The sequence below is a fragment of the Hydrogenophaga sp. GW456-12-10-14-TSB4 genome, from assembly GCF_059424305.1.
This window is the reverse complement of record NZ_JBWKZH010000055.1, coordinates 15,151-39,475: the sequence shown is the minus strand read 5'-3', so window position 1 is coordinate 39,475 and position 24,325 is coordinate 15,151. Positions and strand designations below refer to the sequence as shown.

The 24,325-nt window shown below is 68.3% G+C and carries 22 protein-coding genes; 13 read left to right on the top strand and 9 right to left on the bottom strand.

Annotation, left to right across the window (positions count from 1 at the left end):
* Together AC07ZS_RS22470 and AC07ZS_RS22465 are read right to left on the bottom strand one after the other, a co-directional pair.
* Nucleotides 1-1,161, bottom strand: a 1,161-nt coding sequence (locus AC07ZS_RS22470; RefSeq protein ID WP_494800753.1) for a gamma-glutamyltransferase family protein, incomplete at its 3' end; no start/stop codon positions are given.
* A gap of 103 nt (nt 1,162-1,264) precedes the next feature.
* The gene (locus AC07ZS_RS22465) at nt 1,265-2,023 is read right to left on the bottom strand and encodes a 3-hydroxyacyl-CoA dehydrogenase (protein ID WP_494800752.1); all 759 of its coding nucleotides are present in this window, start codon (nt 2,021-2,023) and stop codon (nt 1,265-1,267) included.
* Nucleotides 2,024-2,162: 139 nt separating this feature from the next.
* On the opposite strand from AC07ZS_RS22465, the gene ppk2 reads away from it, so the two are divergent.
* Entirely contained in the window at nt 2,163-3,071 is a 909-nt protein-coding gene (ppk2, locus tag AC07ZS_RS22460; RefSeq protein WP_494800751.1) for a polyphosphate kinase 2, read from the top strand.
* A 53-nt stretch (nt 3,072-3,124) separates the two neighbouring features.
* Here the strand turns inward: ppk2 and AC07ZS_RS22455 are convergent, their stop codons facing one another.
* Nucleotides 3,125-4,180: an extracellular solute-binding protein gene (locus AC07ZS_RS22455; RefSeq protein ID WP_494800750.1), complete on the bottom strand. Its 1,056-nt coding sequence runs from the start codon at nt 4,178-4,180 to the stop codon at nt 3,125-3,127.
* Between the two features lie 109 nt (nt 4,181-4,289).
* Between AC07ZS_RS22455 and AC07ZS_RS22450 the strand changes: the two genes are divergently transcribed.
* The gene (locus AC07ZS_RS22450; RefSeq protein ID WP_494800749.1) at nt 4,290-5,225 is read left to right on the top strand and encodes a patatin-like phospholipase family protein; all 936 of its coding nucleotides are present in this window, start codon (nt 4,290-4,292) and stop codon (nt 5,223-5,225) included.
* A gap of 207 nt (nt 5,226-5,432) precedes the next feature.
* Here AC07ZS_RS22450 and AC07ZS_RS22445 read toward each other — a convergent pair whose 3' ends face one another.
* The gene (locus tag AC07ZS_RS22445; protein WP_494800748.1) at nt 5,433-5,975 is read right to left on the bottom strand and encodes a phasin family protein; all 543 of its coding nucleotides are present in this window, start codon (nt 5,973-5,975) and stop codon (nt 5,433-5,435) included.
* A gap of 224 nt (nt 5,976-6,199) precedes the next feature.
* Here AC07ZS_RS22445 and AC07ZS_RS22440 point away from each other — a divergent pair, with 224 nt between their 5' ends.
* The 8 genes from AC07ZS_RS22440 to AC07ZS_RS22405 are packed head-to-tail and all read left to right on the top strand — an operon-like array spanning nt 6,200 to nt 13,777.
* Entirely contained in the window at nt 6,200-7,189 is a 990-nt protein-coding gene (locus tag AC07ZS_RS22440; protein ID WP_494800747.1) for a histone deacetylase family protein, read from the top strand.
* Nucleotides 7,186-7,638 carry an acyl-CoA thioesterase gene (locus tag AC07ZS_RS22435; RefSeq protein WP_494800746.1) on the top strand — a complete coding sequence of 151 codons (453 nt, stop codon included), beginning with the start codon at nt 7,186-7,188 and terminating at the stop codon, nt 7,636-7,638. Before AC07ZS_RS22440 ends, AC07ZS_RS22435 begins: the two co-directional genes overlap by 4 nt.
* Nucleotides 7,635-8,357 (top strand): nitroreductase, encoded by a 723-nt coding sequence (locus AC07ZS_RS22430; protein WP_494800745.1) that lies wholly within the window; start codon nt 7,635-7,637, stop codon nt 8,355-8,357. The genes AC07ZS_RS22435 and AC07ZS_RS22430 overlap by 4 nt, the downstream gene beginning before the upstream one ends.
* A gap of 36 nt (nt 8,358-8,393) precedes the next feature.
* Nucleotides 8,394-8,741 carry an FKBP-type peptidyl-prolyl cis-trans isomerase gene (locus AC07ZS_RS22425; protein WP_066271574.1) on the top strand — a complete coding sequence of 116 codons (348 nt, stop codon included), beginning with the start codon at nt 8,394-8,396 and terminating at the stop codon, nt 8,739-8,741.
* Between the two features lie 39 nt (nt 8,742-8,780).
* Nucleotides 8,781-10,193, top strand: a complete 1,413-nt coding sequence (locus AC07ZS_RS22420; RefSeq protein WP_494800744.1) for a sodium:proton antiporter — start codon at nt 8,781-8,783, stop codon at nt 10,191-10,193.
* 22 nt (nt 10,194-10,215) lie between these two features.
* Nucleotides 10,216-11,205 carry a 2-hydroxyacid dehydrogenase gene (locus tag AC07ZS_RS22415; protein WP_494800743.1) on the top strand — a complete coding sequence of 330 codons (990 nt, stop codon included), beginning with the start codon at nt 10,216-10,218 and terminating at the stop codon, nt 11,203-11,205.
* Between the two features lie 8 nt (nt 11,206-11,213).
* A complete protein-coding gene (locus AC07ZS_RS22410; RefSeq protein ID WP_494800742.1) occupies nt 11,214-12,602 on the top strand; it encodes a DNA recombination protein RmuC in 1,389 nt (462 codons plus the stop codon).
* Complete coding sequence (locus AC07ZS_RS22405) at nt 12,599-13,777, top strand: MFS transporter (protein ID WP_494800741.1); 1,179 nt, start codon at nt 12,599-12,601, stop codon at nt 13,775-13,777. Before AC07ZS_RS22410 ends, AC07ZS_RS22405 begins: the two co-directional genes overlap by 4 nt.
* Here AC07ZS_RS22405 and AC07ZS_RS22400 read toward each other — a convergent pair.
* Nucleotides 13,774-14,454 carry a TetR family transcriptional regulator gene (locus tag AC07ZS_RS22400; protein ID WP_494800740.1) on the bottom strand — a complete coding sequence of 227 codons (681 nt, stop codon included), beginning with the start codon at nt 14,452-14,454 and terminating at the stop codon, nt 13,774-13,776. The two genes, AC07ZS_RS22405 and AC07ZS_RS22400, sit on opposite strands and share 4 nt — an antisense overlap.
* Nucleotides 14,455-14,700: 246 nt before the next feature.
* On the opposite strand from AC07ZS_RS22400, the gene AC07ZS_RS22395 reads away from it, so the two are divergent.
* Genes AC07ZS_RS22395 through AC07ZS_RS22385 form a run of 3 tightly spaced genes read left to right on the top strand, consistent with a single transcriptional unit; the run spans nt 14,701 to nt 20,611 of the window.
* On the top strand, nt 14,701-15,888 hold the full coding sequence (locus tag AC07ZS_RS22395) for an efflux RND transporter periplasmic adaptor subunit (RefSeq protein ID WP_494800739.1): 1,188 nt from the start codon (nt 14,701-14,703) through the stop codon (nt 15,886-15,888).
* Between the two features lie 12 nt (nt 15,889-15,900).
* Complete coding sequence (locus AC07ZS_RS22390; protein ID WP_494800738.1) at nt 15,901-19,065, top strand: efflux RND transporter permease subunit; 3,165 nt, start codon at nt 15,901-15,903, stop codon at nt 19,063-19,065.
* 4 nt (nt 19,066-19,069) lie between these two features.
* The gene (locus AC07ZS_RS22385) at nt 19,070-20,611 is read left to right on the top strand and encodes an efflux transporter outer membrane subunit (RefSeq protein ID WP_494800737.1); all 1,542 of its coding nucleotides are present in this window, start codon (nt 19,070-19,072) and stop codon (nt 20,609-20,611) included.
* Nucleotides 20,612-20,657: 46 nt separating this feature from the next.
* Here AC07ZS_RS22385 and AC07ZS_RS22380 read toward each other — a convergent pair whose 3' ends face one another.
* The 4 genes from AC07ZS_RS22380 to earP form a co-directional block, all read right to left on the bottom strand.
* On the bottom strand, nt 20,658-21,527 hold the full coding sequence (locus tag AC07ZS_RS22380; RefSeq protein WP_494800736.1) for an LOG family protein: 870 nt from the start codon (nt 21,525-21,527) through the stop codon (nt 20,658-20,660).
* Nucleotides 21,528-21,573: 46 nt separating this feature from the next.
* The gene (locus AC07ZS_RS22375; RefSeq protein ID WP_494800735.1) at nt 21,574-22,452 is read right to left on the bottom strand and encodes an AEC family transporter; all 879 of its coding nucleotides are present in this window, start codon (nt 22,450-22,452) and stop codon (nt 21,574-21,576) included.
* 83 nt (nt 22,453-22,535) lie between these two features.
* The gene (gene efp, locus AC07ZS_RS22370; RefSeq protein ID WP_494800734.1) at nt 22,536-23,090 is read right to left on the bottom strand and encodes an elongation factor P; all 555 of its coding nucleotides are present in this window, start codon (nt 23,088-23,090) and stop codon (nt 22,536-22,538) included.
* Between the two features lie 74 nt (nt 23,091-23,164).
* Nucleotides 23,165-24,250 (bottom strand): elongation factor P maturation arginine rhamnosyltransferase EarP, encoded by a 1,086-nt coding sequence (gene earP / locus AC07ZS_RS22365; RefSeq protein WP_494800733.1) that lies wholly within the window; start codon nt 24,248-24,250, stop codon nt 23,165-23,167.
* Nucleotides 24,251-24,325 lie beyond the last annotated feature (75 nt).

The window sequence follows — 24,325 nt, the reverse complement described above, 5'->3', positions numbered from 1 at the left end:
GGCGGGGGTGATCAGGCGGGCCCGCTCGTCCAGGTAGCGGGCGTCGAGCAGGCTGCTCCAGCGCCCGCCGGGCGCGGCGACGAAGTCGGGGTCGGCCACGTACAGGGCGCGGTCGGCGAAGGCCAGCCGCGACGCCTCGGCATAGGTGTGCAGCCACTCGGCCGACGGCACGCCGCCCGACATCGGCGACCGCACCAGCGGTTCCCGGGCCTGCGGCGTGCGCGCCATCAGACCCAGGATCTGGCCGACGGCGATGGCGCCCGAGCTCGGCGGCGGGAAGCCGCAAAGGCGCAGCGCGCGCTGTGCCGCCGTGTGGTCGTGGCACAGGGCTTCGCGCTCGCGCGGCTGGTAGCGCTTGAGGTCGTCCAGGCTGAGGTTGCCCGGGCGCACGGGGTGCTGCCGCACCTTGTTCACGATGGCCTGGGCCACGGGGCCCTCGTGCAGGGCGATCGGGCCCTGGGCCGCGATGTTCCTCAGCACCTGCGCGAGTTCCGGGTTGCGCAGCCGGTGGCCCACCGGGTGGGGCTGGCCGTCGGGGCCGTAGAAGTAGGCGGCCGCCACCGGGTCGTTCTTGAGCGTGGTCTCGGCCAGCAGCATGGTGTGCAGGCGCGGGCTCACCGCGAAGCCCTGCTCGGCCAGGGCGATGGCGGGCTCGAACAGGCGCGCCCAGGGCAGCTTGCCGTGCTGGCGGTGGGCCTGCGCGAGCATCGCCACCGCGCCGGGGGTGCCCACCGAGCGACCGCTGGCGACCGCGTCCATGAAGGGCAGGGGCTTGCGCTGCGCGTCGAGAAACAGGTCTTCGGTGGCCGCCGCCGGCGCGGTCTCGCGCCCGTCGAAGGCCTGGGTGCGGCGGCCGTCGTGGTGCAGCAGGAAGGCCCCGCCGCCGATGCCGCTGGACTGCGGCTCCACCAGCGTGAGCACCATCTGCACCGCGACGGCGGCGTCCACCGCACTGCCACCGGCGCGCAGGATGCGCGCACCGGCCTCGGTGGCCAGCGGGTTGGCCGCGGCCACGGCCTGGCGCTGGAAGGCCCAGCCGGGCTTGACGGTGAGGCCTGAGGCGCCTTCGGGCTGTTGTACGGACGAAGAGGAAGGGGCAGTGGGTGTGCCGCAGGCGCTGAGCAGGCTCAGCGAGGCGATCAGGCAGGCAAGGCGTGTCATGGCAATGGCTCCTTGAAGATCGTTGTCGAGACGGCCACCGTATCCCAGAAACGCGAATGGACCGCGCTGGCGGTCCATGGAGGCGTAAGAAACCGTTTCGGGTTTATTTCGGGGCGAGGCGGATCGCGCCGTCCAGGCGGATCACCTCGCCATTGAGCATGTCGTTCTCGAAGATGTGCCTGGCCAGCTTGGCGTAGTCTTCCGGGGTGCCCAGGCGGCTGGGGAAGGGCACGCCGGCAGCCAGCGCGTCCTGCACTTCCTTGGGCATGCCGAAGAGCATGGGCGTGCCGAAGATGCCGGGGGCGATGGTCATGTTGCGGATGCCGTTGCGCGCCAGGTCGCGCGCGATCGGCAGCGTCATGCCGACCACGCCGCCCTTGGAGGCCGCGTAGGCGGCCTGGCCGATCTGGCCGTCGTAGGCCGCCACGCTGGCGGTGGAGATCATCACGCCGCGCTCGCCCGTGGCCTCGGGCTCGTTCTTGCACATGGCCTCGGCGGCCAGGCGGATCATGTTGAAGCTGCCCACCAGGTTGACCATGATGGTCTTGGTGTAGACGCCCAGGTTGTGCGCGCCGTTCTTGCCCACGGTCTTTTCGGCCGGGGCGATGCCGGCGCAATTCACCAGGCCCATCAGCTTGCCCAGGGACAGGGCCTTGGCCACCACCGCCTGGCCGTCGGCCTCGCTGCTCACATCGCACTTCACGAACGCGCCGCCGATCTCCTTCGCCACGGCTTCGCCTTTTTCGGCCTGCATGTCGGCGATCACGACCTTGCCGCCGTTGGCCGCCAGCATGCGCGCCGTGCCTTCGCCCAGACCCGATGCGCCGCCGGTGACGATGAATACCTTGCCTTGAATGTCCATGGAAGTGCTCCTGTGTGATGAGATGGGGTGTGACGTTGACGTAAACGTCAATTCGACCGGGATTATGCGACATGCCCGTGTCATGTTCCTGTCACGCCGGCGGCCTAGTCTGGGTGCTTTGTCTTCCGATGGAGCCCCTATGTTTGACAGCCAGGACGAGCTGATGCGCCGCATTCACACCGACCTCATGGACGGCTACGACGAAGAGCTGGAGATGGAGCTGGAGGATCGCGTGCTGGACCAGGCCCTGGATGCCGAGGAGGAAGCCAAGCACAAGGAAGCGCGCCGCACCTACTTCCGCGAGCTGTTCAGGCTGCAGGCCGAGTTGGTGAAGCTGCAGGACTGGGTGGTCGCCACCGGCCACAAGGTGGTGATCGTGTTCGAGGGCCGCGACGCGGCGGGCAAGGGTGGGGCGATCAAGCGCATCACCCAGCGCCTGAACCCGCGCGTGTGCCGCGTGGCCGCGCTGCCCGCGCCCAACGACCGCGAGCGCACGCAGTGGTATTTCCAGCGCTACGCGGCGCACCTGCCGGCCGCGGGCGAGATGGTGCTATTCGACCGCAGCTGGTACAACCGCGCCGGCGTGGAGCGTGTCATGGGCTTCTGCAGCGACGAGCAGTACGAGGAGTTTTTCCGCTCGGTGCCGGAATTCGAGAAGATGCTGGTGCGCTCGGGCATCCAGCTCATCAAATACTGGTTCTCGATCTCGGACGAAGAGCAGCACCTGCGCTTTCTGGGCCGGATCCACGACCCGCTCAAGCAGTGGAAGCTCAGTCCCATGGACCTCGAAAGCCGCCGCCGCTGGGAGCTCTACACCCAGGCCAAGGAAGTGATGCTGGAACGCACCCACATCCCCGAATCGCCCTGGTGGGTGGTGCAGGCCGACGACAAGAAAAAGGCCCGCCTCAACTGCATCCACCACCTGCTGCGGCAGATGCCCTACGGCGAAGTGGAGCGCGCCACCATCACGCTGCCCGACCGCGTGCGCCACGAAGGTTACCGGCGCCACCAGGTGCCCGGCGAGATCTACGTGCCCCAGGTGTTCTGAGCACCAAAAGAAAAAGCCCGCTGTAGCGGGCTTTTTTTCATCTGCGGGGGGGCTTACTTGTAGCCCACGCGGTCCAGCATCTGCTGCACTTTGGTCATGTTTTTCGCCACCACGCCCAGCGGCACGGTCTCGGCTTTGAAGTTGTCGCCGCCCATGGCCTTGATGGCCGGGTTGTCGATCTTCAGGCCCTTGACCGTGGGGAACTCGTTGTTGCCGTTGGCAAAGTAGTCCTGAGCGTAGGGGCTGGAGAGGAACTCCATGAACGTGATCGCGTTGTCGCGGTTCTTGGCGTGCCTGGCCACACCCGCACCGGCGATGTTCACGTGGGTGCCGCTGGTGGCCTGGTTCGGGAACACCACCTTCACCTTGTTCACCACGGCCTTGTCTTCCGCCTTGTCGGACTTGATGAGGCGCGCCAGGTAGTAGGTGTTGGTCAGGGCCACGCCGCATTCGCCGGAGGCCACGCCCTTGATCTGGTCGGTGTCGCCGCCCTTGGGTGCGCGGGCCATGTTGTCCACCACGCCCTTGAGCCAGGCTTCGCCCTTCTGGTCGCCCAGGTGTTCCACGATGGTGGAGAACAGCGACAGGTTGTAGGGGTGCGAGCCCGAGCGGGTGCAGACCATGCCCTTGAGCTTGGGGTCGGCAAGCTGCTCGTAGGTGGCCACGTCTTCGGCCTTCACGCGGGCCGGGTCGTACACGATCACGCGCGCACGGGTGGAGAAACCGGTCCAGGTCACGCCGTCGGCGGTGGCCGTGGCACGCAGGTTGGCGGGAATGGCGGCGTCCAGCTTGGCCGACTTGATCGGCTGGAACAGGCCCTGGGTGTCGGCCACGGCCAGACGGGCCGCGTCCACCAGCATGATCACGTCGGCCGGGGAGGCCGCGCCTTCGGCGCGCAGGCGCGCGATGATGCCGGCGTCGTCCGCATCCACGCGGTTGATCTTGATGCCGGTGGTCTTGGTGAAGGTCTCGTACATCACCTCGTCGGTCTGGTAGTGGCGGGCGGAGTACAGGTTGAGCACCTTGTCCTGGGCCTGGATCTGGGTGTGGGCGCCCAGTGCGGCAGCCATGGCAATGGCCATCATGGCGAGTTTGGGGAATCGGGTCATGACGTGTTCCTTGGAGGTGGTTGGCACGATATGGGGGAGAGGCGCACCCCGGTCGATCGAGGCGGGGGGCGAGGGGATAATTGCGCAGCGCATGCTAACACAAACGAGAATGGTTCTTAACAAAAGCTTAAGCAAAACCGCCTGGATTCTGGCGGTGGTCGGGGTGATCGCGGGCTGCTCCAGCGGGCCGTCCCGCTTGCCGGAAACACCCCCTGTCTCGCCCCCGCCCGTGGCGCCCGAAGTGGCCACGCGCGCACCGCGCCTGGGGCTGGCGCTCGGCGGTGGGGCGGCGCGGGGTTTCGCCCATGTCGGCGTCATCCAGGTGCTGGAACAGAACGGCATCCGTCCCGACCTGGTGGTGGGCACCTCCGCCGGCAGCATGGTGGCCGCGATGTACGCCAGCGGCAAGACGGCCGCCGAGCTGGAGGCCACCGCGCTCAGCATGGAGGAGGCGACGCTGACCGACTGGTCGCTGCCCATCATGGGGCGGGGCATGTTGCGCGGCGAGGCGCTCACGCGCTACGTGCGCCAGGCCGTGGGCGGCAAGCTGCTCGAAAACATGTCCATCCCCCTGGGCGTGCTGGCCACCGACCTGGCGACCGGGCAGGGCGTGCTGTTCCGCCGGGGCGACGCGGCCCAGGCCGTGCGCGCCTCCAGCGCCGTGCCGGGCGTGTTTTCTCCCGTGCACATCACCGGGCGCGACTACGTGGACGGCGGCCTGGTGGCGCCGGTGCCGGTGCGCTACGCCCGCGACATGGGCGCCGAGGTCGTGCTGGCGGTGGACATTTCCAGCGCGCCCGAAGGCAACGCGGCGGTGGGCAATGTGCAGGTGCTGCTGCAGACCTTCGCCATCATGGGCCAGAGCATCAACCGCCACGAACTGGCGGGGGCCGACGTGGTGCTGCGCCCGGCGCTGGTGGGCGTGGGCAGCGCGGACTTCTCGGCCCGGCTGCGCGCCATCGAGGCGGGCCGCGCCGCCATGCAGGCGGCCTTGCCGCAGCTGCGCACCCAGCTGGCCCGGCGCCTGCCGGTCAACCGGCCATAAAAAAAGCCCTCACCTTGCAGTGAGGGCTTAAGGGGTCCGATGAAATCGAATTTCGAAAAGGACCCGAGGAGACAACCAGAAAAACAGACTTGAGATCCTCAAGCGCTGCCTTGTTGAGGGGTAGCGCGTCGTGACTTGATACTAGAGGGGCCCTTTTGACATGTGTCAAGCGGGCCGATCAACGGCACGATCGCGGTGCTGTGCTGCTTAGCGCTTCTTGGCAACCGTCTTGGTCGCGTTCACGGCCGAGGCGGTCACGGTGTTGAAGTTGGCTTCGGCCATTTCGGTGGCTTGCTTGACAGCCTTCTGCACCGATTCAATGGCGTTGTTGGCGGCGGAAACGGCGCTCTTCATCACGGCCACGGCGGTTTCGGAACCGGCGGGGGCGTTCTTGGCGGCGTTGTCCACGACAGCCAGGAATTTCTTCTGGGTGTCGCTGGCCTGGGCTTCAGCGGCCTTGCCGAACTCGGCGCCGGTGCCGGCGGCGATGTCGTACAGGTGGCGGCTGTAGGCCACGGTCTTCTCGGCCAGGGGCTGCATCAGGTTGGCTTGCAGGGACAGCAGTTCCTGGGCGTCCTTGACGCTCAGCAGGGCCTGGGCGCTGTTGGCGGATTCGGACAGGGCAGCCTTGGTGGCTTGCACGTTCAGATCGACCAGCTTTTCCACGCCTTCAAAGGCTTTCTGGGTCAGGCCGAAAAGGGTCTCGATGTTGGCTTTCTGGGCGGCAACGATTTGTTCAGCGGTCAACATATTCATACTCCGTAATGGGTGGCAAAAGGACGTTCTAGTTGAGGGCTGCTGAGAACACGCGCTGTCTGGACGCTGTTGTTTTCGTTCGCTTTGCTGCACTGCAACATGGTTTGAATTATAGGGAGAAGATCCCGGTGTGCAAGCACTTTTTGCTGCACCGCAGCATTCTAGATGCGGCGTTCTAAAAGTCGGTGGTGGCGCTGCGGCTTCCAGCAGCGCCCACAATGGCCCCGGTGCACGCCTACTACGCCGACCACTTTGTTCTGCCCCTGCCCAGCGGGCACCGCTTTCCCATGGGCAAGTACGCGCGCCTGCGCGAGCGGCTGGTGGGGGAGGTGCCCGGGGTGCACCTGTGCGAGGCCCTGCCCGCGAGCCGCGGTGAGCTGGCCCTGGTGCACACCCCCGCGTACATCGAGGCGGTGGCCACCGGTGGCCTGAGCCCGGCGGCGCAGCGCGAGATCGGCTTTCCCTGGAGCCCTGCGATGGCCGAGCGGGCTCGCCGCTCGGTGGGGGCCACGCTGCAGGCCTGCCGCGAGGCCATGGGCGGCGCGGGGCTGGCCGCGAACCTGGCCGGCGGCACGCACCATGCCTATGCCGACAAGGGCAGCGGCTTCTGCGTGTTCAACGACTTTGCCGTGGCGGCCCGCCTCATGCAGGCCGAGCACGCGCGCCTGCACCGGGCGCGAGGCCCGTTGCGGGTCGCGATCATCGATCTGGATGTCCATCAGGGCAACGGCACGGCGTCCATCTTCGCCAACGACGCTTCCGTGTTCACGCTGTCGCTGCACGGCGCAAGAAACTTCCCGTTTCGCAAGGAGCCCAGCGACCTCGACGTCGAGCTGCCCGATGGCTGCCAGGACGCGGCCTACCTGGAAGCGCTGGAGCGGGCGCTGGACGAACTGGAGCGCCGTTTCGACCCGGGCCTGGTGCTGTACCTGGCCGGTGCCGATCCGCACGAGGGCGACCGGCTCGGGCGCCTGAAGCTCAGTTTCGACGGCCTGGAGGCGCGCGACCGCCGCGTGATGGACTGGGCCTGGCACAAGCGCGTGCCGCTGGCCCTCGCCATGGGCGGTGGTTACGGGCACGACCTGGAGGCGACCGTGCAGGTGCAGGTCAATACCTACCGCACCGCGCTGCAGTACTGGCAGCGCTGGCGCGCGTCGACGGCGGCGACCGTTGCCGCGTCAACCCACTGGCACAATGCCCCGGCATGAGCACCGCCAGCAGCCCCAGCCCCCGTCCGCAAGCCTTGCCCCGCAGCGCCTACCGGGTGTTCCGCCCCATCGGCACGCGATGGGGCGACAACGACATCTACGGCCATGTGAACAACGTGGTGTACTACAGCTGGTTCGACACGGCGGTCAATGCGCACCTGATCGAGCAGGGCGCCCTGGACATCCACGGCGGCGAGGTGATCGGCCTTGTGATCGAGACGCAGTGCAACTACTTTGCGCCGCTGGCGTTTCCCCAGACCGTGTGGGCCGGCCTGCGCGTGGCGCACCTGGGCAGTTCCAGTGTGCGTTACGAAGTGGGCCTGTTCGCCGACGGTGAAGATCTGGCTGCGGCCTGCGGGCATTTCGTCCATGTGTACGTGAGCCGCGAAACCCGCCGGCCCGTGCCCCTTCCCGACCTTCTCAAGAACACCCTGGAGACCTTGCGATGAGCCAGAACCCCGCGTCGCCCCTGATCGACGCCGCCAGCGTCGACGCTGCGATCAACACCCGCATGTCGGTGCGCGCCTTCCTGCCCGACCCGGTGCCCCGCGACACCATCGAGCACCTGCTGCGGCTGGCCAGCCGTTCGCCCTCGGGCACCAACACGCAGCCCTGGAAGGTCTATGTGCTGCAGGGCGCCAGCCGCGACAGCCTGGTGGAGAAGGTCTGCACCGCGCACGACGCGCTGCGCGCCGACCCGGCGCTGGCCGCCGAGTACCGCGAGGAATACGACTACTACCCCGAGAAATGGGTCAGCCCCTACATCGACCGCCGCCGCGAGAACGGCTGGGGCCTGTACGGCCTGCTCGGCATCACCAAGGGCGACAAGGACAAGATGCACGCGCAGCACCAGCGCAACTTCCGCCTGTTCGACGCCCCGGTGGGCCTGATGTTCACGGTGGATCGCATCATGGGCCGGGGTTCGCTGGTGGACTACGGCATGTTCCTGCAGTCGCTCATGATCGCCGCGCGCGGCCACGGCCTGCACACCTGCCCGCAGGCGGCCTGGAACGGCTTCGCGAAGATCATCCTGCCGCACATCGGTGCCGGCGAGAACGAAATGCTGGTCTGCGGCATGGCCCTGGGCTATGCCGACCCCAGCGACCCGGTCAACGGCTTCCACACGCCGCGCGAGACCGTGGAGAGCTTCACCCACTGGCTGGAATAATCGCCGGTTCCATTTTTTCATTCCAAAGGACAGAACATGATCACCACCCCCAGCGGCCTGCAGTACGAAGACACCGTGGTCGGCAACGGCGAAGTGGCCCAGGCCGGCCGCCCCGTGCAGGTGCATTACACCGGCTGGCTCTACAACGACGGCGTGCAGGGTTCCAAATTCGATTCCAGCAAGGACCGCGGCCAGCCGTTTGAATTCCCGCTCGGTGCCGGCCACGTCATCAAGGGTTGGGACGAAGGCGTGCAGGGCATGGCCGTGGGCGGCACGCGCCGCCTGGTCATTCCGGCCGCGCTGGGTTACGGCGCGCGCGGCGCCGGCGGCGTGATTCCGCCCAACGCCACGCTGCTGTTCGAAGTGGACCTGCTCGCCGTCTGACGGCCTGCCGGCGCCCGGCGAAGGCGCCCTGGAGACAACATGACATCACCCTTCCTGCGCCGGCTGTGCCTGGCGGTCTTCCTGCTGCCCGGCCTGGCCCGGGCCGCCGAGCTTGACGGCAGCCAGCTGTCCGTCTGGTGGGGCGTACCGTTCGCGGGCGTTCTGCTGTCCATCGCCCTGGTGCCGCTGTTGGCCCCGGCTTTCTGGCACCACCATTTCGGCAAGCTGTCGGCGGCCTGGGCGCTGGCCTTTCTCGTGCCGTTCGCGGTCGTGCTGGGCCCGGGTCTGGCGGGGACCAGCGTCGTGCACGCGCTGCTGGCCGAGTACATCCCGTTCATCGTGTTGCTCACCGCGCTGTTCACGGTGGCCGGCGGCATTTTCGTGCGGGGCAACCTGCATGGCAGCCCGGGCCTGAACACCGGCCTGCTGGCCATCGGTGCGGTGCTTGCCAGCTTTATGGGCACCACGGGGGCGTCGATGCTGCTGATCCGGCCGCTGATCCGCGCCAACGACAACCGCAAGCACCAGGTGCACGTGGTGGTGTTCTTCATCTTCATCGTGTCCAACGCGGGTGGATCGCTCACGCCGCTGGGCGACCCGCCCCTGTTTCTGGGCTTCCTCAAGGGCATCGATTTCTTCTGGACCATGGCGCATCTCTGGATGGAGACCGTGGCCCTCATCGGCGTGCTGCTCGCCATCTTCTACGCCATCGACTGGTGGTACTACCACCGCCGCGAAGAGATCCAGCCGCAGGACCCGACGCCCGACACCGCACGGGTGGGCTTTGACGGCGGTTTCAACTTCGTGCTGCTCGCGGCGGTCGTGGCCCTCGTGCTCATGAGCGGCCTGTGGAAATCGCCGGTGGTGTTCGATATCGCCGGCACCGAGGTCGGCCTGCCGGGCCTGCTGCGCGACATCGGCCTGGTCGTGGTCACGCTGGTCTCGCTCAAGCTGACGCCGGCCCGCGTGCACGAAAGCAACCAGTTCGGCTGGGGGCCGATGCAGGAAGTGGCCAAGCTGTTTGCGGCGATCTTCCTGACCATCATCCCGGTCATTGCCATGCTCAAGGCCGGCGTCGACGGCCCGTTCGGCGCGGTGGTCAAGGCCGTGACGAACGCCGACGGTTCGCCCAACCCGGCCATGTATTTCTGGGCCACGGGCGCCTTGAGCTCGTTCCTCGACAATGCACCCACCTACCTCGTGTTCTTCAACACGGCGGGCGGCGACCCGCAGGCCCTGATGACCGCCATGGCCCCCACGCTCGTGGCCATCTCCGCCGGTGCCGTGTTCATGGGCGCCAACACCTACATCGGCAACGCGCCCAACCTGATGGTCAAGGCGATTGCCGAGGACCGCGGCGTCCGCATGCCCAGCTTCTTCGGTTACATGCTCTGGTCGGTCGGCATCCTGGTGCCGCTGTTCGCGCTGATGACCTGGCTCTGGTTTGTCTGATTTTCTGAAGGAATCCACCCTCATGACCACCCGCCCCGCCATCCTCGTTGCCCGCCAAGTCTTTCCCGAGGTCGTGGACAAGCTGCGGCAGCACTTCGACGTGGACACCAACGAAGACGACGCACCGCTCGCACCGGCCAGCCTCATCGAACGCCTGCAAGGCAAGGTCGGTGTGATCACCACCGGCAGCGAGCGCGTGGACGCGGCCCTGATCGCGGCCTGCCCGCAGCTCAGGATCGTGGCCAACATCGCGGTGGGCTACAACAACTTCGACCTGCCGGCCATCACCGCCGCCGGCGTGCTGGCCAGCAACACGCCCGACGTGCTGACCGAGACCACCGCCGATTTCGGCTTCGCGCTGCTGCTGGCCACGGCGCGCCGCCTCACCGAGAGCGAGCATTTCCTGCGCGCCGGTCAATGGAACCGCTGGGCCCTGGACATGTTCGCTGGCGCCGAGGTCCATGGCAGCACGCTGGGCATCCTGGGCATGGGCCGCATCGGCCAGGCCATTGCACGGCGCGGCGCGCACGGCTTCGGCATGAAGGTGATCTACCACAACCGTTCGCGGCTCGATGCGGCGACGGAAGCCGAATGCAAGGCCAGCTACGTGAGCAAGGAAGAGTTGCTCAAGACGGCCGACCACCTCATCCTGGTGCTGCCCTACAGCGCCTCGTCGCACCATGCCATCGGCGCGGCCGAGATCGCGCAGATGAAGCCCACCGCCACGCTGGTCAACATCGCGCGCGGCGGCATCGTCGATGACGCGGCGCTGGCCGTGGCGCTGCGCGAGAAGCGCATCGCCGCCGCCGGCCTGGACGTGTACGAGGGCGAGCCCAAGGTGCACCCCGACCTGCTCACCGTGCCCAACATCGTGCTCACGCCGCACATCGCCAGCGCCACCATCACCACCCGCAAGGCGATGGCGCACCTGGCGGCCGACAACGTGATCGCCTACCTCACCCAGGGCAAGACCCTCACGCCGCTGAACCCCGAAGTGGCGGGCCGGCGTTGAACGACACGATGAACAACGACCTGCTTCTCTGGCTGCTGCTGATCGGGGTGGTGCTCAACCTCGCGCTCGGCCTGTGGCTGCTGCTGCGCCGCGCGCCGGTGGATGCCCAGGAACTGGCGCACCGCGAACGCCTGCTCGACCAGTTGCAGCAGCAGGGGCAGCAGGTCGGCCAGCGCGTGGAGCGGGTGGAAAGCGAACTGCGGCGCGAGATCAGCGAGCAGTCGCGCGGCGGGCGCCAGGAAATGCAGCAGACGCTGGCGACCTTCCAGGAAACACTCTCGCGCCAGGAAGCCGAGGCCACGCGCACGCAGAACGCCCAGCTCGACGCCTTCGCCCTGCAACTGGTGCAACTGCGCGGCACGCTGGGCGACACGCTCACGCGCCAGCTGCAGGACATGAGCGAAGGCAACGCGCGGCGCCTGTCCGAGATCCGCACCACGCTGGACGCGCAACTGGCCCAGCTGCAGCAGAACAACGCCGCCAAACTCGACGAGATGCGCGCCACGGTGGACGAAAAACTCCAGAGCACCCTGCAGGCGCGTCTGGGCGAGAGCTTCAAGCAGGTGGCCGACCGGCTGGAGCAGGTCCACAAGGGCCTGGGCGAGATGCAGACGCTGGCGCAGGGCGTGGGCGACCTCAAGCACCTGCTGACCAACGTGAAGACGCGCGGCATGTTCGGCGAAGCCCAGCTGGCCGCGCTGCTCGAACAGGTGTTCGCGCCCGACCAGTACGCCGTGCAGGTGATGACCAAGCCGGGCAGCCGCTTCACCGTGGACTTCGCGATCAAGCTGCCCGGGCGCAGCGAGGACGGCGCGCCCTGCTGGCTGCCGATCGACGCCAAGTTCCCCAACGAGGACTACGAGCGCCTGCTCGACGCGCAGCAGCGCGCCGACGTCGAGGGAGCCGATGTCGCCGCGCGCGGGCTGGAGCAGCGCATCCGGCTGGAGGCCAAGTCCATGGCCGACAAGTACCTGCAGCCGCCGCACACGACCGACTTCGCCATCCTGTTCCTGCCCACCGAGGGCCTGTACGCCGAGGTGCTGCGCCGCCCGGGCCTGATGGAGGCCCTGCAGCGCGAACACCGCGTGACGCTGGCCGGACCCACCACGCTCATGGCCATGCTCAACTCGCTGCAGATGGGCTTTCGCACGCTGGCGCTGGAGAAGCGCTCCAGCGAGGTCTGGCAGGTGCTGGGTGCGGTCAAGACCGAGTTCGGCAAGTTCGGCGACGTGCTCGCCCGCGTGAAGAGCCAGACCCAGACCGTGCTCAACACGCTGGACAGCGCAGAGACGCGCAGCCGCGCCATGGGCCGCGCGCTCAAGGCGGTGGAGGCCTTGCCGCAGGACCAGGCCAGCGCGCTGCTGCCGCTGGACCCCTCCGACAACGGAGACGCTTGAACCCTCAGCTTCGATCTGTCCTCTGGCGCCTCATCGCGGCGCAGATCTGCCTGCATGCCTGCATGACGGGGTTTCGCATGGCCGCACCGCTGATGGCGCTGCGCGAGGGCTACAGCCCGGTGGCCGTGGGCGTGCTGCTGGCCCTGTTCGCGCTGGCGCCGGTGTTCATGGCCTTGCCTGCCGGGCGCTACGCCGATCGGCGCGGCCTGCGAAAACCGGTGATGCTGTCGGTGGGCGTGGCCTCGGCCGGCGCGGCGCTGGCGGTGATTTTTCCGGTGTTCCCGGTGCTGTGCCTGACCGCGCTAACCTGTGGTGCGGGCACCGGCATGGCCATGATCGCGCTGCAGCGCCACGTGGGCCGGCTTGCCCATGGGCCCACCGAACTCAAGCAGGTGTTCAGCTGGATGGCCATCGGCCCGTCGATCTCCAACTTCCTCGGGCCGTTCGCCGCGGGCGTGATGATCGACAGCTTCGGTTTTCGCGCCGCCTTCCTGCTGCTCGCGCTGCTGCCTTCGCTGGCCTGGTTCGGGGTGCGGCACACGGTCGAGCACGAGCCGGTGGCGCCCGAGTTGCGCAAGTCCAGCGGCTCGTCGTGGAACCTGTTGAAGGACAAGGCCTTTCGCCAGCTGATGATCCTCAACTGGATGCTGTCGTCCTGCTGGGACGTGCACACCTTCCTGGTGCCCGTGCTGGGGCACGAGCGGGGCCTGAGCGCGACCGTGATCGGCACCATCCTCGGCGCCTTCGCGCTCGCCGCGACCGCGATCCGCCTGCTCATGCCCTGGCTGGCCTCGCACCTGCGGGAGTCGGTGGTGATCGGCTCGGCCATGGTGGCCACCGCGCTGTTGTTCGCGGCCTATCCCCTGGTGCACGCGGCCTGGGCCATGGGCATCCTCTCGGTGCTGCTGGGCTTTGCCCTGGGCTCGGTGCAACCCATGATCATGAGTTCGCTGCACCAGATGACGCCGCACCACCGCCACGGCGAGGCGCTGGGCCTGCGGGCCATGGCCATCAACGGCTCCAGCGTGGTGATGCCGCTGATGTTCGGCTCGGTCGGCGCCCTGATCGGTGTGGGCTCGGTGTTCTGGCTCGTGGGGAGTGTGGTCGGCCTGGGCTCGCCGCTGGCCTGGCGGCTGCCTGCGCCCACGCCAGAAGCGCCTGCTCGCCAGCCCTAGGCGGGAGCGAGCTTGCGAGGGGACTCCGGGTGCTCCAGCGCCTGGGCGACCGGCGGGGTGAAGCCCAGCCCCGCGAGGTAAACGTCCATCGTGTCGAGCCCGCTCTTGACGAGGTCGAAAGCCTGGGGATCCAGCAGCCAGTTCTGGATCAGGCCGTCCATGATCACGTGCAGACCCAGCGCGGCGGTGGCCAGCGGCACCTGCAGCTGGATGCCTTCGCGCTGCACCGCCTGCTGCAGGATCTCTTCGGTCATGACCATGCACTCGTTGCGCACCTGCAGATGGCGGTCGCGCACGGCCTGCATCTCGCTCACATACTCCACCTTGTGGGTGGCAACCTCGAACACGCGGCGGGTCTGCTCGTCGGTGGCGGTCTGCTTGAGCGCGCTCATCATCGAGTCGCGCAGGGAGAGCAGGGGGTTGGCGGTGGTGTCTGCCGAGCGCGCGGAGCAGGCCAGCGTGCCCTCCAGGGGCATGGTCACGCGCTCCATCATGGCGTTGAACAGGTCGGCCTTGTCCTTGAAGTGCCAGTAGATCGCGCCGCGCGTGGTGCCCGCGGCGGTGGCGATGTCGTTGAGCGAGGTGCGGGAAACGCCACGCTCCTGAAACAGATGCTCGGCAGCATCCAGCAGGCTGTGGCGTGTTGCCAGCGCATCGGCTTTGGTGCGTCGAACCATGGTATGTGTCTCCAGAATGGAAGCCCTTGGGGATGGGCAGGACTATACATACATTCTTGGATGTATGTATACTTCGCCGTTTTGCGACAGCACAAGCCGTTGGGGTATTCCCTGTATTGCCTGCCAGTGCACGCTTCTTCTCTTCATATCCGAAGGACTCCCATGCCCGCCTTGAGCCCGATCAAGTCAGTGCCCGTTTCGCACACCCGGTTCACCTCCCTGTCGCCGTCCCCGTTTCTGCGGGGAATGTCCGTTCTGGCACTCGCCGTGGCGCTGGCCGCCTGCGGCGAGTCCGCACCGCCGCAAGCCGCCGCGGCGGGTGGCGGCATGCCGGCCCCCGAAGTGGGTGTGGTCACGGTGACCCCGGGTGACGTGGGCCTGACGACCGAACTGCCGGGCCGCCTGGAGGCTTCCCGCGTGGCGCAGGTGCGGGCCCGCGCGGCCGGCATCCTGCAGGAGCGCCTGTTCCGCGAAGGCAGCGACGTGAAGGCAGGCCAGGCCCTGTTCCGCATCGATCCCGCACCTTACGCGGCCGCCCAGCAGAGCGCGCAGGCCAGCCTGGCGCGCTCGCAGGCCAACCTCACGCAGGCCACCGCGCTGGCCGAGCGCTACGCGCCGCTGGTGAAGGAAAACGCCATCAGCCAGCAGGAATACGCCAACGCCGTGGCGGCCCAGAAGCAGGCCGAGGCCGATGTCGCGGCCGGCAAGGCCGCGGTGCAGACCGCCAACATCAACCTGGGCTATGCCCGGGTGACCGCGCCGATTTCGGGCCGCATCGGCCGTGCCCTGGTGACCGAAGGTGCGCTGGTCGGGCAGGGCGAGGCCACGCAGCTCGCGGTGATCCAGCAGATCAACCCGATGTACGTGAACTTCACCCAGTCCGCCGCCGAGGTGTTCAAGCTTCGCAAGGCGATGGAAAGCGGCCAGCTCAAGGGCGCGGGCTCGCAGGCCGCTTCCGTGCAGGTGGTGCTGGAAGACGGTTCGGTCTACGAACAACCCGGTCGCCTGCTGTTCTCCGATCTGACGGTCGACAGCAGCACGGGCCAGGTGACCCTGCGGGCCGAAGTGCCCAACCCCAAGGGCACGCTGCTGCCCGGTCTGTACGTGCGCGTGCGCCTGGAACAGGCCAAGGCCGGCAATGCGATCACGCTGCCCCAGCAGGCCGTCACGCGTTCGGCACAGGGCGACACCGTCTCGGTGGTCGGCGCCGACGGCAAGATCTCGCCGCGCCAGGTGAAGGTGGGTGGTCAGCAGAACGGCCAGTGGGTCATCCTCGACGGCGTGAAGGCCGGCGAGCAGATCATGGTCGACGGTTTCCAGAAGCTTCAGATGATGCCGCCCGGCACGCCCGTGAAAGCCGTGCCCTGGCAGGCGTCGGGCAGCGCCCCGGCCGCCCCGGCCGCCGCCGCCCCGGCGCCTGAGGCCGCGAAGTAAGGAGCGCCCGACATGGCGAAATTCTTCATTGACCGACCCATCTTCGCGTGGGTGATCGCGCTCTTCATCATGGTGCTCGGCGGTGTGTCGATCACGCAGTTGCCGATCGCGCAGTACCCGCCGGTGGCCCCGCCGGCCATCATCATCAACGCCGCGTACCCCGGTGCGTCGGCCGCCACGCTGGAAGACAGCGTGCTCTCCGTCATCGAGCGCGAAATGAACGGCGCGCCGGGCCTGATCTACATGGAATCGGTGGCCCAGGCCGACGGCAGCGGCAGCATCACGCTGAGCTTCGAGACCGGCACCGACGAAGACCTGGCCCAGGTGGACGTGCAGAACCGGCTCTCGCGCGCCACGCCGCGCCTGCCCTCGGCGGTGACGCAGCAGGGCGTGCGCGTGGACAAGTCGCGCAGCAACTTCCTGCTGTTCACGATGCTGGCCAGCGACGACCCGGCGCTGGACCCCGTGGCGCTGGGCGACTATGCCGCGCGCAGCGTGGTGCCCGAGCTGCAGCGCCTGGCCGGCGTGGGCCAGGCCCAGCTGTTCGGCTCCGAGCGCGCCATGCGCATCTGGATCGACCCGGCCAAGCTGCTGGGCTTCAACCTGAGCGCGGCCGATGTCAACAACGCCATCCGCGCGCAGAACGCCCAGGTGTCCGCCGGTGAGATCGGTGCGCTGCCCAACGTGGGTGGCCAGAGCATCGCGGCCACGGTGGTGGTCAACGGCCAGCTCGGCAGCGCCGAGCAGTTCGGCAACATCGTGCTGCGCGCCAGTTCCGACGGCGCCACCGTGCGCCTCAAGGACGTGGCCCGCATCGAGCTTGGCGGCCAGAGCTACGCCACGTCGGCGCGCCTGGACGGCAAGCCCGCGGTCGGTATCGGCGTGCAGCTCTCGCCCAGCGGCAACGCCCTGGCCACGGCCGATGCGGTGCGCAACAAGATGCACGAGCTCGAGCGCTTCTTCCCCACCGGCATGAAATGGTCGATCCCCTACGACAGCTCGCGCTTCGTGAAGATCTCCATCTCGCAGGTGGCCCAGACCCTGGGTGAAGCCATGCTGCTGGTGTTCCTGGTCATGTTCCTGTTCCTGCAGAACATCCGCTACACCATCATCCCGACCATCGTCGTGCCGGTGGCCCTGCTGGGCACCTTCGGGGCCTTGCTGGCCATGGGCTTCTCCATCAACGTGCTGACCATGTTCGGCATGGTGCTGGTGATCGGTATCGTGGTGGACGACGCCATCGTGGTGGTGGAGAACGTCGAGCGCATCATGAGCGAGGAGGGGCTGCCGCCCCTGCAGGCGACCCGCAAGGCGATGTCGCAGATCTCCGGCGCCATCATCGGCGTGACCGTGGTGCTGATCTCGGTGTTCGTGCCGCTGGCGTTCTTCGCCGGCTCGGTGGGCAACATCTACCGCCAGTTCTCGGCGGTGATGGGCGTGTCGATCGCGTTCTCGGCCTTCCTGGCCCTGTCGCTCACGCCCGCGCTGTGCGCGACCCTGCTCAAGCCGGTCGAGGCCGGCCACCACCACGAGAAGAAGGGCTTCTTCGGCTGGTTCAACCGTGGCTTTTCCAGCACCGCCAAGCGCTACGAGCGCGGCGTGGCCGCGCTGCTGCCGCGCGCCGGTCGCACGCTGATCATTTACGTGGCCATCATTGCCGCCGCCGCCGTGGTCTACATGCGCCTGCCGACCTCGTTCCTGCCCAATGAAGACCAGGGCACGATGCTGGTGAACGTGCAGTTGCCGCCGGGCGCCACGCAGGAGCGCACGCTGGACGTGATGAAGCAGGTGGAAGGTTTCATCCTGAAGCAGCCCGAAGTGGAGAGCATGGTCGGTGTGCTGGGCTTCAGCTTCTCCGGTCAGGGGCAGAACGCGGCGCTGGCCTTCGTGACGCTCAAGGACTGGGCCGAGCGCACCGCGCCCGGCAGCTCGGCCGAAGCACTGGCGGGGCGGGCCTTCGGCGCGCTCTCGGGCATCCGCGACGCGTTCATCTACCCGCTGAGCCCACCGCCGATCCCCGAGCTGGGGGCGTCGTCGGGCTTCACCTTCCGTCTGCAGGACCGCGGTGGTCTGGGCCGTGACGCGCTGCTGAGCGCGCGCAACCAGCTGCTGGGCATGGCCTCGCAGAGCAAGGTGGTCACCCAGGTGCGACCGGACGGCCTGGAAGATGCGCCGCAACTGCAGATCGACATCGACCGCGACAAGGCCAACGCCCTGGGCGTGGGCTTCGACGTGATCAATGCCGCCATCGGCACCTCGCTGGGGTCGAGCTACGTCAACGACTTCCCCAACGCCGGCCGCCTGCAGCGCGTGGTGGTGCAGGCCGACGCGCCCGCCCGCATGCAGCCCGAAGACCTGCTGCGCCTGAACGTGGTGAACAACAAGGGCCAGGCGGTGCCGCTGTCGGCCTTCGCCACCACGAAATGGATCACCGGCCCGATGCAGACCGTGCGCTACAACGGCTACCCGTCCATGCGCATCAGCGGCAGCGCCGCTCCCGGCATGAGCACGGGTGCGGCCATCGCCGAGATGGAAAAGCTCGCGGCCCAGCTGCCGCAAGGCATCGGCTACGAGTGGACCGGGCAGACGCGCGAGGAAAAGCTCGCGGGCTCGCAGGCCTTGATCCTGTACGGCTTCGCGATCCTGGCCGTGTTCCTCTGCCTGGCCGCGCTGTACGAGAGCTGGACCATTCCGCTGTCGGTGATTCTGGTGGTGCCGCTGGGCGTGCTCGGTGTGCTGCTGGCGACCTTGTTGCGCGACTACTCGAACGACGTGTACTTCCAGGTGGGCCTGATCACCATCATCGGCCTCTCGGCGAAGAACGCGATTCTGATCATCGAGTTCGCCAAGGACCTGCAGGCGCAGGGCAAGAGCGTGATCGCGGCCGCGCTGGAAGCGGCCCACATCCGGTTCCGCCCCATCATCATGACCTCGATGGCGTTCACGCTGGGCGTGCTGCCGCTGGCGATCGCCTCGGGCGCGGGCTCGGCCAGCCAGCGCGCGATCGGTACCGGCGTGATCGGCGGCATGCTCACCGGCACCGTGCTGGCGGTGATTTTTGTGCCGATCTTCTTCGTGGTGGTGCGAACCCTGTTCAAGGGCAGCGAACGCCAGCATCAGCGGGACGCCGAGCAGGCGGCCGCCCACCATGGCCCAGGAGTGCAAATCGATGTCTGACCTTATGACCCCCCCCCGCGTCGCCTTCGGCGCCACCCCCCCAGGGGGGCGCATCGTGCGGCCTGGCGAAGCCAGTTCCGCCGATGCACTGGATGTTTCGCCTCGGCGCTGGCGCGCCATCGGCTTGACGCTGTTGGCTGCTGCTGCTCTGTCGGCCTGTTCGTTCATTCCGAAGTACGAGCGGCCTGAAGCACCCGTGGCTTCCCAGTTCCCCGGCCCGCAGCCTGCTGCGGCGGCGGACGCGAAGACGGGCGCCGACGTCGCCTGGCGCGAGTTCATCGGCGATGCCAAGCTGCGCGAGCTGATCGCGCTGGCGCTGAAGAACAACCGCGACCTGCGCGTGGCCACGCTCAACATCGAGCAGGTGCGCGCGCAGTACCAGATCCGCCGCGCCGACCAGTTCCCGACCATCGGCCTGGCCGCCACCGGCAACCGCCAGCCCGACGGCAACGGCGGCATCCAGAGCACCTACAGCGTGGGCTTGGCCCTGAGCACCTGGGAGATCGATTTCTTCGGCCGCCTCGGTGCGCTGAAGGAAGCGGCCCTGGCCCAGTACCTCGCCAGCGAGGAAGCGCGCCACGCCGCGCAGACCAGCCTGGTCGCGGCCGTGGCCAGCACCTGGCTGAGCCTGCAGGCCAACGACGAACTGCTGGTGCTGACCGAGCGCACCGTGGCCACGCGCGAAGATTCGCTGCGCCTGAGCAAGCTGCGGTTCGACAACGGCGCCACGTCCGCCCTGGACCTGCGCCAGGCCGAGTCGCTGACCGCCGCGGCCCAGTCCGCGCTGGCCCAGCAACGCCGCCTGCGCGCGCTGGACATCAACGCGCTCACGCTGCTGGTGGGCCAGGCGCCGCCGGCCGAGCTGCTGCCCGTGCCACCGACCCTGCCAGCGCCAAGCGCCAACGCCAACCAGGTGGTGGTGCCGACCGCGCCCGTGCCCGCCGCGACCATGCTGCGCGAGGTGCCCGCCGGCCTGCCGTCGGACCTGCTCACGCGCCGCCCGGACATCCGCCAGGCCGAGCAACAGCTGATCGCCGCCAATGCCAACATCGGTGCCGCGCGCGCGGCGTTCTTCCCGCGCATCTCGCTCACCGCGAGCGCGGGCACGGCCAGCAGCAGTCTGTCGGGCCTGTTCAAGGACGGCTCCTGGGGCTTCACGCTGGCGCCGCAGGCCTTGCTGCCGATCTTCGATGCGGGGCGCAACCGCGCCAACCTGGATTCGTCCAACGCAGGCCGTGACATCGCGGTCGCCCAGTACGAAAAGGCGATCCAGACCGCGTTCCGCGAAGTGGCCGATGCGCTGGCCGGCAGTGCGACGCTGGGCGACCAGCTGAGCGCCCAGCAGCTGCAGGCCACGGCCGAGGCCGAGCGCTTCCGCCTGGCCGAGCTGCGCTACCGCAACGGCGTGGCGAGTTTCCTGGACGTGCTGGACGCACAGCGCTCGCTGTTCGCTACCCAGCAGGCGCTGGCTCAGACGCGCCTGGCGCAGCAGCAGAACCAGGTGAACCTGTACAAAGCCCTGGGTGGGGGCTGGTCCGGGCAGTGAGATGAATGCGAGCGTGGATCGCCTGGCGCGATCCACCCTCGCGCCATCAGCCTTTCAGGTCGTAGAAACGCAGGATGTGCTCCCACGCCGTCTGCGGGTCGTCCACGTACTTGAACAGGTTCAGATCTTCCGGCGAGATCGTGCCTTCCTCGACCAGCAGGTCGAGGTTGATGAGGCGCTTCCAGTAGTCCGAGCCGAACAGCAGGATCGGCACCGGCTTGGACTTCTTGCATTGCACCAGCGTGATCACCTCGAACAGCTCGTCGAGCGTGCCGAAGCCGCCAGGGAAGGCCAGCAGGGCCTTGGCGCGCATCATGAAGTGCATCTTGCGCAGCGCGAAGTAGTGGAACTTGAAGCTCAGCTCGGGTGAGACATACGGGTTGGCGGCCTGCTCGTGCGGCAGCGAGATGTTCAGGCCGACGGTGGGTGCACCCTCGTCGTGGGCGCCGCGGTTGGCGGCTTCCATGATGCCCGGGCCGCCGCCGGTGCAGATGAAGAGCTGCTCGGCCTTGTCGCAGTGCGCGCTGTAGCGCGCCACGGTGCGGGCGAACTCGCGCGCGTGGTCATAGTAGTGCGCATTGCGCACCATGGCCTGGGCACGCGCGATCTCGCGCGCGTCGCCGCTGCGCTCGGCGCGCACCAGTTGCTCCTGCGCTTCGCTGGCTTCTCGGAAGCGCGCGCTGCCGAACACCACGATGGTGTTCTCGATGCCGGCGTCGCGTTGCGCCAGATCGGGCTTGAGCATCTCGAGCTGGAAGCGGATGCCGCGCGTTTCGCGGCGCAGCAGGAATTCGGGGTCGGCGAACGCGAGCCGGTAGGCGTCGGCCTGCAGGGGCAGGCCTTCGTTGGCGTGGGTCTGGAGTTCGGCCCAGGCATCGGCCAGGCGGCGTTCGTTCAGGTCTTGGGTGGCTTCCATGGTGTGGATTCCTTCGTCGTTTGTCGTGTGATCCGGATGATGCCGCTCACAGGGCGAGCGCCAGGGCCAGCGGCACGAAGACCACGGCCAGGGCGTTGCCCAGCATGATCATGGCACCGACCTTGTCGGGCTCCTGGTGGTAACGGTCGGCCAGCATGAACTGCATCACGGCTGGGGGCAGGGCGGCGAACAGCAGCAGCTGGCCGCGCGCCGCACCTTCCAGGCCGAGCGCCCAGGCCAGCGGCAGGGCGATGGCCAGGCCGATGAGCGGGCGGGCGAGCGCGCCGAGCAGGCCCAGCGCCAGGCCTTGTCGGGTCAGGGCGGTCAGGCGCACACCCAGGGCGAACAGCATCATGGGCAGCAGCGCATCGCCCAGCAGCTTCAGGCCGGCGAGCACCACGTCGGGTGGGCGCACGTCGGTCAGGGCGCTCGCGAAGCCGAGCGCCGTGCCGATCATCAGCGGGCTGGTGAGCAGGTCGCGCGTGCGCGCCAGCCGGCTGGTGATGCGCGACCCGACCGAGAAATGCAGCAGGTTGCTCACCGAGAACAGCGCCACGGCGGCACCGAAGTGCGCCGGGCCGAAGGCCAGCAGCGCCAGCGGCAGGCCCATGTTGCCGCAGTTGTTGAACATCACCACCGGCACCAGGGTGCGCGGCTGCGCGCCGAAGGCCCGCGCCAGCGGCCAGGCCAGCAGGCCGCCGCCCAGGATGATCACCGCGCCGCCCGCGAGCAGCACGAGGTGCTCGGCGATGACGAAGTCGCGCGACGCCAGGGCCGAGTACACCAGCACGGGGGCCAGCACGTCGAGCGCGATGCGGTTGAAGGTGCCCATGTCGGGCGTCTGACGGCGCGCGTAGGCGAAGCCGATCGCCACGATCAGGAACACCGGGATGATGACGTCGGCGATGCGGGCGATCAGGTCCATGGGGGGAAGAAGCGCGCGAGGAGCGGAAAGCGAAAAGGCTCCCGCAGGAGCCTTTTCAAGGGGTGGTCCTGGGCGTCAAGCGCTCAGACGCGCTTGCGGTATTCGCCCGTGCGCGTGTCGATTTCGATGCGGTCGCCCTGGGCCACGAACAGCGGCACGGAGACCTCGAAACCGGTGGCGATCTTGGCCGGCTTGAGCACCTTGCCCGAGGTGTCGCCCTTGACGGCCGGCTCGGTCCAGGTGATTTCGCGCTCGACGCTGGTGGGCAGTTCGACCGAGATGGCCTTGCCGTCGTAGAACACCACTTCGACGGTCATGCCGTCTTCGAGGTAGTTCAGGGCGTCGCCCATGTTCTCGGCTTCCACTTCGTACTGGTTGTACTCGGCGTCCATGCAGACGTACATCGGGTCGGCGAAGTAGGAGTAGGTGCAGTCCTTCTTGTCCAGAATGATCTGGTCCATCTTGTCGTCGGCCTTGCAGACGACTTCGGTGGCCATGTTGTTCAACAGGGCCTTGAGCTTGAGGCGCACGGTCGCGGCGCCACGGCCGCCGCGGCTGTATTCGGTCTTCAGGACGATCATCGGGTCCTTGCCGTGCATGATGACGTTGCCGGCGCGGAGTTCTTGGGCGATTTTCATAGGGATTCCAACGGTTGGGGCGGAATCGGTGACTGGGATCGAATCCGGGCCGGTTTTCCGCAAAGCCTCGAATTTTATCGCTTTTCCAGTGCGAAGCCGATCAGTTGGCTGCACAGGTCGGCCTGGGCCAGCAGGCGCTCGCGCGCGGCCCGGGCGCAGCCGCGCCAGTCGGCCAGGGTGTCGGCATCCGGCCAGACGGCCGCCCCGGGGCCGATGCCGTTCCACGCCAGATGGAAGGCGCGCAGCGAAGGCGGTGCCTGCAGCCAGTCCAGAAACGCCTCGAGCTTGGCGTGGTGCGCGTCGTCGTGCTGCGGGTAGATGTGCCAAACGAAGGGCCGGCCGGCCCACAGGGCGCGGGCCAGCGAATCCTCCCCACGCACGAAGTTGAGGTCGCAAGCCCAGAGCAGGTGGTCGAACTCGCGCTGGCTCAGCAGGGGCAGGGCGTGCAGCCGGCAGCCCGGGCCGGGCGCGGGCGCCTGCTGCACGGCCTGCCAGGCGCGCCCCGGGGTGACCAGCCAGTCGCTGGGCACGGTGTCCTGCCCGGCCTGCCGCAGCACGGCGGGCAGGGCGGCGGGTTCGTAGCAGAAGAGGCTGACCCGGCGGGCCTCGGGGCGCACCGACAGCCGCAGCTCGGCCAGCCAGGCCTCGGCGTCGAACGCGGCCTGGCGCGCCAGCAGGTCGGGCTCGCGCAGCAGGCCCCCCGTGCGCCCGGTGAAGCCGGGGTAGAAGAACCATTTGCCGAGCCCGCGCGCCGGCCCGCTCATGACCGGCGAGGGCAGGCGGTGCGAGCGCTCCACATAGGACTCGGCGCTCAGGTACTCCAGGTTGATCCACACCGGCGCGCGCGCGCCGCCGGCCACGCGGGTGCCCAGCGCCTCGACGCACTCGGCCGGTGGCTCGCAGCCGAAGGCCTCGATCCACACGTCGGCCGGGGGCTGCGGGTCGGCCTGGCCGGCGGGCAGCGGCGAGGTCCAGGTCAGCACCTCGATGTTGCGCACCTCGCCCTGCAGCGCACCGGGCGCCATCCAGGCCAGGGCCTGCGGGTCGTCCAGCCACAGGCGCACCTGTTCGCCCCGGCGGGCCAGTTCGGCCGAGAGCCGCCAGCAGACGCCCACGTCGCCGAAGTTGTCGATCACCTTGCAGAAAATGTCCCAGCGCATGGGCCCCATTGTCGGGGCTTGGCGGCGCGGGCCGGCGGGGCTACAGTGGGCGGGCGCCGCAGGCCGGGCCCTCGT